The organism is Pseudomonas sp. ok272 (assembly GCF_900109995.1).
Classification (GTDB): Bacteria; Pseudomonadota; Gammaproteobacteria; order Pseudomonadales; family Pseudomonadaceae; genus Aquipseudomonas.
Genome location: NZ_FOCB01000004.1, coordinates 337434 through 348257 on the forward strand (window position 1 = coordinate 337434; position 10824 = coordinate 348257).

The 10824-nt window shown below is 58.1% G+C and carries 4 protein-coding genes; all 4 read right to left on the reverse strand.

Annotated features, from left to right (window positions below):
* Positions 1-6: 6 nt before the first annotated feature.
* A complete protein-coding gene (locus BMW74_RS09470; RefSeq protein WP_093417357.1) occupies positions 7-2280 on the reverse strand; it encodes an autotransporter outer membrane beta-barrel domain-containing protein in 2274 nt (757 codons plus the stop codon).
* A gap of 286 nt (positions 2281-2566) precedes the next feature.
* Positions 2567-4504: a hypothetical protein gene (locus BMW74_RS09475; protein WP_093417362.1), complete on the reverse strand. Its 1938-nt coding sequence runs from the start codon at positions 4502-4504 to the stop codon at positions 2567-2569.
* A 120-nt stretch (positions 4505-4624) separates the two neighbouring features.
* The gene (locus BMW74_RS09480; RefSeq protein WP_175479183.1) at positions 4625-6583 is read right to left on the reverse strand and encodes a hypothetical protein; all 1959 of its coding nucleotides are present in this window, start codon (positions 6581-6583) and stop codon (positions 4625-4627) included.
* 258 nt (positions 6584-6841) lie between these two features.
* A partial coding sequence (locus BMW74_RS09485) for a beta strand repeat-containing protein (protein WP_139208387.1) occupies positions 6842-10824 on the reverse strand: 3983 nt, incomplete at its 5' end.

Genomic DNA, 10824 nt, shown 5'->3' on the forward strand with positions numbered 1-10824 from the left:
TCGGCCTTACCAAGCCCAACGCAACCCCACATTCACCCCATACGGCTGCTCGATGTTCTTGCCATTGCTGTATTCGACATCGCCGTGCACTTGCAGGTCCTTGGACACCGCCAGCGCAACACCCGCGCCGAGCAGCCCGCGTGAACCGGACAGGTCGTTGTTGAACACGTTGTCGTTGTTGACCGTGACACGGTTGTTGTTGATGAACTCATGCTGGACCGCGGCGCGCACATAAGGTTGGGCCACCATGCCGTTATCCAGATCGACGGTACGACCGGCAGTCGCACCGGCTTCGCCGAGCACGGAACGGGCACGATCACCGTCGGCCTGCATGCCGTTATCCAAGTCATAATTGCGACCTTGAATCACCGCCGTCGACAACTTGCCATAAGGTTCGACGAAGTAACCCTCATTCAGCTTGATGTTGCGCCCGAACTCTGCGGAAGCCCCGATACCGGAGGTGTGGTAGTCACCCTTGGCACGCGTGCCATCGCTCATGCCCACCTTGGCGTCGCTGTGGAAACGGTTGAACTTGAGCGCAGTGTCAAAGTAGTAACCGGTCTGCGTATCCATCCAGGTCGCGTAGGGTCCCAGGTAGTAGCTTTTAATTGTCCCGGAAGTCCCTTGCACAACGCTAAGGTCCGAGTCGCTGTAGCCGCCCATGACACCGACCAGCCACTGACTGTCAGCGATGCGCACGTCCGAGCCCAGGGACAAGCCTTGCTGGGTTTGCTGGTAACCCACGCCGGAGCCGGACGACACGTTGTATTTGTTACCGTAGCTACGCATCCACAGGCCGCCGTTGCCGCCGTTGAAGCGCAACTCGCCCATCCGGCTGCGCAACGTGGCGTCCTCGGCGAGCATGATGGTGGTCGGGGCGTTGAACAGTGCCATGACCGCTTGCGTGCCGGGGCTGATGGTTTTGGTGGTGGGGTCCAAGTACCACTCAGTCTGGCCCGCACCCAAGTCGCGCTTGGCCAGTTCGTAGGAAAACGTGCCCACGTCCACCGCCGTACCATTGGCCAGCGCAAAGTGTGCATCGCCCGCCGCCGTGTGCACCAGGGTCAACGCCTGCGGCGATGCCGCATCCAGCCCGGAAGCGGCGACGGCCAGGTCGAAGTTACCGGTGGCCACGCCGGTTACGTTGAGGTAGTCGCGGTTGCCGTTTTCAAAGTCGCCCTTCATCCCAAAGACACCATTGCCCGCCAGCGTGCCGACGTTCAGTTGGTAGTAGGTATTGGGGGCATCGGCTGCGCCGAAGGTGACACGACCACCGTCCATGGCCAGCGTGCCGATGGTGTCATTGCCGGTGAGTGTCCAGTTCGAACCGCTGTTGATGGTCACGCCGCTGGCATTGTTCAGGCGGCCGGTGAGTTGCGAGTTGTTCTGCAGGGTGACATTGGCGGTCGAACCGCTTTCGAGCAGTACGTCGCCGATCATGCTGCCCTGATCGAAGGTGAGGTTGGCGGTGCTGTTGCCGGCGACGTTGACGTTGCCTTCCAATGCGCTGTTGGCGACGGTCATGTTGGCGGTCGAGGCCTCTTGTACATCGAGCAATATCCCATTGCCGGCCAGCAGGCGGGCGTTGTTCTGTAGCAGAATCTGCGCGTCGATCCCCTGCTCGATAACAATCGCCGAACCGGCCCGGCCTTCAAGCACAGAGTTATCCAGCGTCAGGCTGGAGCCCTCCAGTCTTGCGCTGTCCTCGCCCATTCGTGCGCCGTTTTCACCACCACTGATGAACGAATTCCCGCTGGCTTTGACACTTCCGCCAAAGTAGGTAATCCCGACACTGTTGGCCAGGCCACCGGTGACTTGCGTGTTGATCAGTTCGACGGAACTCAGGCCGGTAATCAGCATACCCGACGTGCCCCCGCTGACGAAGCTGTCGGTCACGCGGCCTGTCGACCCGGTCGTTGTGGTGCCTTCACGGTTGAAGGTCAGTGCGGTGCCGGCGCTGGTCACTGTTACGCCGCTCAAGGTAGCCTGGCTGTTTCTGATGGATATCCCACTTCCGGCGTACGAACCCCCTGTCGCGTTGACAGTCGACCCGTCCTGGGCGGCCACCCCAAGCGTTTGGGCGCCATTGGCGTTCAACACGCCACCGGTGACCAGGTAACTATCCGCTGCCGTGGTTCCATCAATATTGAGTGTCTGGCCAGGCCCGACGGTTGTCTGGGCCATGACCGTTTGGCTGATGAGCAAGACTGGCGGCAACACCAACAGTGGCAGAAACCGAGTTGAGGTAAACCAATCGAAACAAGGGTATTTTTTGTTCATGATAATGACTCCATGACGCTATGGATTAGCTTATTCCACCATGGGAACAGCGGTAAGAAATGCGGCACACACTAATCTCTACCAGCTCGATTTTCTGTAGGGAAAATCCTTGATTTATGGCGTTTTTTCCCTGCGCCAGTGCCAACTCACCGCTTATCCAAGTACACCTACGTAGGCCCACAGGCATCTTTTCAACGCTCACAACGGGAGATAAAAACCTCGATCGGTGAATGTAAAAAAGGGAAGATAACTATCTTCCCTTTTCTTCTCTACCGTTTATCCAACATTAGCGTAGCGGACAGTTATTATTATCGCCATCCCGTACAACAACTTGCACCTCCTGTTCAACTGAACTTTCCGGCCGGCCGCCTACCAACGTCATATAGGCTATTTTTCCTGAGCCGTCCCTGATAGGCAGCAGCGCTGCATCATGAGGTAAATACACGGTAAAGCCATCGACATGTTCATTACCGACTAACGGCCGATTAAAAGTAAAGTCCGGAACCTCTACAGGATTACCATCAGCATCATGCGTTACGCCTGACCATGTAAACGCCAGAACCATACCCGGAATTAAAGGTCCTCCTCCGGGAACTTCCACCACTGCCGCCCATCCGACGATAGGAATAGACCTCAACGATTTACAGGTCACAAAATCAACGCCACCGAAATTCTCGGTATGCAAAATCTTAGGCGTCGGCAAGGTAACCCGCACAACATAAACACTGACAGGCTGGCGTAACGATGGATTTTCATTATTGTCCGGAAGAGCTGGATTAGTAATCGTATAGTGCACTGGCACTGCCGGATTATTGCCTTGCTCGGTAATAAAGTCTCCCGGAATATTAAATTCAATGGAATCACCGTCTGACTCGGAGCCATCGACAATGTACTGCCCACCCGGAACCGGGACCCCTCCCCAGTACAATTGATAAACATCGCCATCGTCTCGTACATCGTCAATGATTGTACTCGCCGTTCCGTCCTCCCCTGCATCAATCAATTCAAACTTGTTAGGATCGGTAGTCTTTGCGGCCTGAACCGTTACCGGTGCCAGGTTTGGATTGCCAATCTCCGGATTTTCCGGGTCAGGTGGAAGTGTACCCGGGCGTCTCAAATCGACATTGACCGGCACTGGCGTCGTTTCAGGGTATTCCTGCAGTCCGCGCCAGACAGAATAAGAGACAGATACCGCTCTGGGACCCAGGCCATTACGCTTCACATGCTCATAGGAAACATCGAATATGACGGGGAAGCCGTCCCTGGCAAACTTTCTTGCCTGTGGAATGCCATCCCACAACAATGCTATTTCGTCCAGAGAACCCACACTATCGTACTCATTGATCACCACCCCAACATCAGGATAGGCATCTTTTATCGTGATGAGGTTCTCCGGATCGGGTGCCTCGGGAACCTCGAGTGGCTTCAGGTTACTCGGTGCTGCCGTTAGCTCGACCTTGACGTCAAGTTCTTTACTATTCGGCCCTACATTACCGGTTCGATCCGTCAACACGTAGTAAATAATTCTGTCACCCTCACGGCCATTTTCAACCTGGGCCTTGGTCAACTCTACGGTCATTTCGGAAGTTGAACTATCGGGAGCGGTGTACCTGCCAATGAACATGCCCGGTGAACTAGCGCCCATGTACACGTCAGCCGTATCTCCGGTTCTACGGTCGGGATGGAGGGGAATAGTCAGCGTTATGATGGGATTGGCGTCCAGGCGTTCCTTGGTGATACGCCCATCGGCATATTCCGCAGGAAGCGTAATCAACTCACCGGGCGAGTTGCGATTAGGCGCTTCTTTATCGATACGAATGAGCACAGGCGGCGCATAATCAGTGGGATTACCTGCATAGCTCAAACGGTAACTCAAGGGGAAAAAGCCTTCGGAAACCGTTGTATTCGCCGGCAATACCAAGACCTGCGAAGTATCGACCGGGGTGGTTACGGTCAGTGGAGTACCGACCAGGTTGCCGCCCCACAACAATTGAAGTACCACAGGCCGACCCGGTGGTGGTGGTGGACTGATTTCCAACACTTCCTCAATCGTTACATTATTGTCGACGCCCCACCGGTCCTTAGGCAGCATATTGATATCATCGCCTTCGACATCATCCAAAAGCCCATCCAAAACCGGTGCCGTTGCACGAAGTTTTGACTTGGCCAAACGGACAGCACTCATTGCCGCCCGGCCAGCATCTACATCTTTTAAGTTAGCCATTTAATAAACTCCTGATTAATAAAATATCTTTTTTACGCACAGCCACATCCATCGAGCACCGTTCTTCATGCTCGAACATTCACACCTCTAACTATTCAGTTACTGATGACTTACGCTCTTTTACCTTTTACGCCTCACCGGCTCAGCGCAGGTTTCATTCGTTGGCGAACAAACTTCCCCGCTGGGCATGGTTCTATTAATAATGACAAAGTCCGACTTAGACTCCCCAACTCCCCCGCCTCTTTTATTCAGCACATAGTAGGCAAGTCCTGAGCCGTTATTGACCATGGGCGCAATTAACGTTTCATAGTCCGCGACAACGAGATCAAAGCCATTGACCGCGTCTGCGGCGCTCAATGTTTTTGATAACTCGGCGTACGTGCCCGCAATCGGGCTGGTGCCGTTCGGCCCCCTGCACCCCTGCCAGTACAACACCACCTCGTCCAACGCTGAAAAAGCAGGGTGGGCGGCAATACGCACGGTGACGCCTTCCCATAATCTGGGCACCGCACAACAATTAAGTACACCCGCCTTCCCTCCATGAGGAAATGTCGGCTCCTTGAGGTCATCGATGATGACAATCGCCACATCCACTTCGGTAACACTCGCGTGTTGATCGTTCACGCCGTTGCGGGTCACGTAGTACGTCGCCAGCCTTGGGTTCTGCAACTCGGGTTCAATGTATTCCCAGAGAATCTCCAACTCGATGGGCTTGCCGGCGACGTCACCCACTTGAACCTCATAACTGACCACCGGCGTATCGATCTGCCCCCAATAAACATCAATCCATTGAAACGGCTGAGGATCGTCAAACAGCACCAAGAGCGCCCTGGCCGGCAAACCGAAGTCGATACCCAGCAACTTATTGGGTAAGTCGGATCGCTGCCCGCGCACTTCCAGTTTCGCCAGTGTTTCATTGAGCAACGCGGGGGCGTTGGCATGGTCCTGGCCGGCAATCGTCAGGTTGACGGCCACCGAGATCTCGGGAGACGGTGCGGTGTAGCTGCCATCGGCATGGCGAACCCGATAACTCACCAGCGCCCTTAACGGTCCGTCGCCCAATGCCTGCAATACCGGCCATGGCACCGTCGCTTTCAAAGGAAACGCCGCAGGATCGACGGGGATTTCCGCCAGCGGTGTTCCGTCCCAATCAATGGCAACCCAATGGGCGGCATCCGGGAACTCATACGCATCAATTTCTACGTGCACGCTCTCACGTGCCTGCTGGCGATCGATCAAATTGCGCGGCAGAGGCACCCTCGGCGGTGGCAACGCGCCTGGCAGCGGAGTGAGATCGACGAGGATGCTTTGCAGCCTGGCACGGGGTCCGATGTTCCCCGCCCGATCCCTGAGGTAGTAGTACATGTAACGCGTGCCGGGGCCCCATGCCCGAATTTCATCGGCATACACCGTAATTAGCAGGCGATTGTTGTCGATGTCTTGCTGGCTGAATTCCTGCTCACGGATTTCAATTTCGCTATCGGGTGGAATCGCTTGATCGGTCCAGAAATAGACCGCCCGATCCCCCCACTCGACGTCGATGTAAAAGGGCGCCTCCACGATGACTTGCCCGGTCGACTCCAGATCAGCCTCGGTGATCGTACCGTTCAGCTCAGGCGGGAATATCACCGGCAGCGGCGGGTTGCCAAAGTTGGGCTTTGTGGTGTCGATGGTGATCTTTGTCCTCGGGGACTCCGCGGGGTTTACCAGGCTGGGAGACACTCGAATCGAAACTTCGTACACCCCTTGTTTGAGCAGCTCTTTCGGGACGGTGAGGGTTTGTGGCAACGGGACAGGTACCTGACTTGGATAAAGCCTGCCGTTGACACTGACGAACGCAGAACCAAAAGGCATAAAGCCCAACTCGACACGGTCGGTACGGTTGGGTGCAACCGTGAAGTCCCAGCCCATGAAGGTGACATCCAAATCTTGCCCCAATGCCCTGAGTGGCAACAAGCCGATCGGCTTATCCTCATCCAGCTCATCCAGGACCATGGGCACCTTGGGTGCTTCCAGCGCAGTCTCTGGAGCACGCTCGGGAACCTCTTGTTGATCGGTAGGCTTACGCGGCGCTGACATTAGTGACCCTCCTCAATGAAGGCTAAAACCTTGTGGATACCGAACATGCTCACCCGGCACGTATCGAACGACTGGTTTCATTAAATGCTCACGCCGCAAAGCTGGCTACTGTCAGAAATAACAGGTTGGGCGACCGCTCGTCGGGAAACCCGTCCTAAAATAGGTTTTTTGGCTGTTCCCGGGTGCAATTTCGCCGCAAAAAAAAAACCCGCCCTCCCGTTCAGCCGGGAGGGCGGGTTTTGGCGTGGCAACGTCGGTTTAGACGGTATCCACCTTCAACGAGTGATCGTTGAGCATGCCGGTGATGATGGTTGCCGTATCGTGCCCACTGGCGATCGCCCCACCTGCCCCTGGCGTGACCCCGTAGTGGTCGGCCAGGTTGACCCCCGCCAGGTCGATGGTCTGGTTCGCCGCGGCCCCCGCGATGGAACTGACCGTGATGCTGCTGACCACTGCCCCGCCGACGACCGTGACGCTGAAGTGCAAGTAGTCGTCCAGGGACGCCGTGGTGGCGTTTTCCCCTTGCAGCAACTGCGACAGGTCGAGCTTGTCGGTGCCCAGCGTGAAGTCCGTGACCACGTCGTGCCCGCTGTTGCCTTGCTGCCACAGGAAGGTATCGGCTCCCGCGCCACCGCTCAGGGTGTTGTTGCCCAGGCCGCCGATCAGGATGTCATCCCCGCCGCCGCCATTGAGGGTGTCGTTGCCCAGGCCACCGTTGATCACGTTGTTGCCGTTATCGCCGGTGAGGGTGTCGTTGTAGTTGGAGCCGACCAGGTTCTCGATGCTCGTCAAGGTGTCAGTGCCGGCACCGATGGTGTTCTGCGCGATCAACGTGCCCAGGTTCACGGTCACCCCGGCCGTGGCATGGGCGTAGCTGGCCGTGTCGATGCCCGTCCCGCCGTCGAGCAGGTCAGCGCCCGGGCCACTGAACAACAGGTCGTTGCCCGCCCCACCGTGCAGTTCATTGTTGATCCCGGAGACCGTCAGCACATCGTTGCCATCACCGCCGTTGAGGAGGTTGTTGTCACCACTGGCCACCAGGATGTCATCCCCGCTGGTGCCCGTCAGGGTGTGGCCGGCCTGGTAGGTCAGGGTGACGTTGGCCCCATCGGTGCCGCCATGGTTGTCGCTGGCCGTGTAGGTGCCATGGTAATCCGAGGTGGTGCCATGCACTGCGCCGTAGTCGACCGTCATGGTCAACTGGTAGCTTTCGGCGGCTCCTTTGTTGTTGCCATTGGTATTGGTGATGTTAGTGACGTGGATCTGGTACGTACCATCGGTGAGCGCCGTGATCATTCCGCCATCGGAAATCGGCAGGAACCCCGCACCATTGAGCGAGTACTCCATGCTGACATGCCCGCCGGCCAGGTTGTGATCCAGCGTGAGGGTTTCACCGGCCTTGAGTTTCACGCTGATGAAGTCTTCATCGTTGGCGTTGGCCCCACTTACTTCCCCCAGGTAACCGCTGATCACCAGCACCGCCGTCATGGTCGCCACATTGGCGGCGAACGCGTTGCGCACATCCGCCAGGTTCTGGTTAGCCGCCAGGTTATCGGGCAAGGCAAAGGTGGTGATCGCCCCGGAACCCCGGAAGTCCGAGCCGGTGTTGAAGTTGGCCGGGTTGCTCGTGAGCCGGTCGCCGTTAGGGTCGCTGTCATTGGCCAGCAGCAACTCGCCCGGTACCGTCAGGTTGCTGAACAGCGTGTTGGTGATCACATGATCGTCCACCGCCACCGGCGCCGTATTCGGCAGTACCTTGACCGTCAATGTCGAGCTCGCCAGGTCGCCGTCGTTGTCACTCAGGGTGAAGCCGAAGTTTTCGGTGATCAGCGTCGTGGTGTACTTCTGCGAGATGTAGCTGTAGTCGCCGCTATCGAGCTTGATCACCAGCGTGCCGCCATTGTTCGTGGTGATGGTCAGGCTGTGATCGGTGGCGTTGTAGAGGCCGTGGTTGATCCCGGCAAAGGTCAACGCGGCGCTGCCCGTCAGTTTGGGGTTGTAGGTGTAGGTGGTGCCGTCGACCACAATCGACTTGATAAAGCCGCCATCGGCACCGAATGATCCGCCCTCCAGCAGCGACCCGGTGACCGGGACCCCCACCACAGAACTCGACAGCACCGAATTGAGCTGGCTCAGGTCGGTGACCAACACGGCGTTGGTGTTGGTCCCGGTCGCGCCGTTATAGGCCAGCGGGTCCAGGCTCCCCCCGCTGATGCCACCGCCCAGGCCAATGGCGTAGTTGTTGATCGCGTTGGTGGTGAGGAAGGTTTTCAGGGCCGCCTCGTCCGCCGGAGCGATGTCCTGGCCAAAGCTCGGTTCACCGTCCGAGAAGAAGTAGCCGACATTCTGCGCACCGGCCAGTTTACCGGTCTGGCCAAATGCGGTTTGCATCATGGCGACGGCGGCATCGTAGTTGGTACCGCCATCGGCGATGAGCGCGGTCAGGGCCGCCTTGGCGACCGCCGCACTGACCCACGTCGTAGTAACGTCCTTGGCCGTGGAGCTGAACGTCACCAATTGCACCATGACATCGCCCAGCCCCTCGTACTTGTCGAGCAAGGCCGAAATGGCCTGCTTGGCCAGTGCCAGGCGCGTCTGGTTCACTCCATTGATCATGACCCCGGACAATTCCTTCATGCTGCCCGAAACGTCGAGCACGATCATCAGGTTGGTGCTGATCGGCACCGTTGTCACAGAACGCGTGGACGCCGTCGCGCTAGGCACGTCATCGACAATGTTGATCAGGATCGTACCGGTGACGAAATTGCCCTGGGCATCGGTGGCCTTGTAGATGAAGCTGTCTGCGTTGTTGAGGGTGGTCACGCCATCATTGGCATTGGGCGAGGTACTCGCCGCCTTGGTCAGGGTGTAGGTGTAGGTGCCGTCGGCGTTGACCTGGATTGTCCCGAAAAGGCCCGCGTTACTGCCCACCAGGCTGTAGGTGAGCGGCCCACTGCCGCCGGTGACCGAGCCCACCAGCGTGCCACCGGCGGTTTCCCCGGTATTGCTCGGATCGCTGCCGATCACCGTGCCGGGAGCCAGGTCCAGGCCATCCGCCTTCAGGTCCAGGGCCTTCTCATAGACCGTGACATCGTTGTCGATGACCGCGTTGAGGCCACTGTCGTTGATGGTAATGGTGATGGTCGTGGTGCTGACGTCACCATCACCATCACGGATGGAGTAGACGAAGGTGTCCGTGACCGTCCCCGTGGTCACCGAGTTCGGGTTGCTGTGGTACACCGCATTGCCGGCGGCATCGAGGGTCAGGTAGCCGTAGGCGCCACTGATGTTCGAGTTCAGGCCGCCCGATGCCGTGGTGCCCGTGTTGGTGCCGCCGCGCACGCCGATCACCACCGCGCCATCAGATCCCTTGATGTCATTGCCCAGGACGCTGAGGTTAAGCGTTGCCCCCTCAATGGCCGAGCCGGTGTCGGGCTTGGCGGTCGGGAGGTCATCGATGATGTTCACTTCAAGCGTGCCGGTCGCCGTGTTGGTTGCACCGCTATCACCATCGGACGCAATCACCGTGAAGGACTCGACGATGCTGTTGGGTCCAAGGCCGGTGGGATGGACTTCGGTGCCGGTCAGCGTGTAGCTGTAGCTGACCACCCCGGTGCTGGCGTCGTAGCCGGTGATCGTCAGCTTGTTGCCCAGCGCGGTGGTGATCGATTGCGGGATGGTTTGCGTCACGCCGCCGTCGACCACCGTGATGCCTTGCACGGTCAGGGTTTTCAAGCCATCGGGCGCGCTCACGGCGAAGGTGCCGCTCTGGGTCAGTGCACCGTTGTTCGGGTCACTGCCCATTGGCAGGTTTTTCTCGTAGACCGTCAGGTCGCTGCCTTCGAGCTTGATGCCGCCGAGGGTCACCGGATCGTCGTTGTTGTGCACGTTGAGCACCAGGTTGGCGATGCTCTTGTCGCCATCGGCGTCGGTCAGGGTGTAGGTGAAGGTTTCGATGCCATTGCCGTTGCCGGGCAACGATTTGAAGCCGGCTTCATTGGGATGCAGCGTGTAGGTGTAGGTGCCGTTGGCATTGAGCACCAGGGTGCCGTAGGTGCCGGTGAAGCTGCCCGCGGTGATCGGCCCGGTCGACACGCGGTCAGAGCCTTGAATGTCGTTGTCCAGCACGTTTCCGGTCAGGGTCAGTTGGCTTTCCGAAGCCTTGACGAGGTTGCTGTCGTTGGCCGCCGTGGGCACGTCGTCGACGATGTTGACGTGGATCGTCGCCGTCGTCGTGCTGG

What these genes read in the sequence shown, in the direction of transcription:
- BMW74_RS09470 (WP_093417357.1), bottom strand. Translation starts at nt 2,280, where the DNA reads ATGAACAAAAAATACCCTTGTTTCGATTGGTTTACCTCAACTCGGTTT.
- BMW74_RS09475 (WP_093417362.1), bottom strand. Translation starts at nt 4,504, where the DNA reads ATGGCTAACTTAAAAGATGTAGATGCTGGCCGGGCGGCAATGAGTGCT.
- BMW74_RS09480 (WP_175479183.1), bottom strand. Translation starts at nt 6,583, where the DNA reads ATGTCAGCGCCGCGTAAGCCTACCGATCAACAAGAGGTTCCCGAGCGT.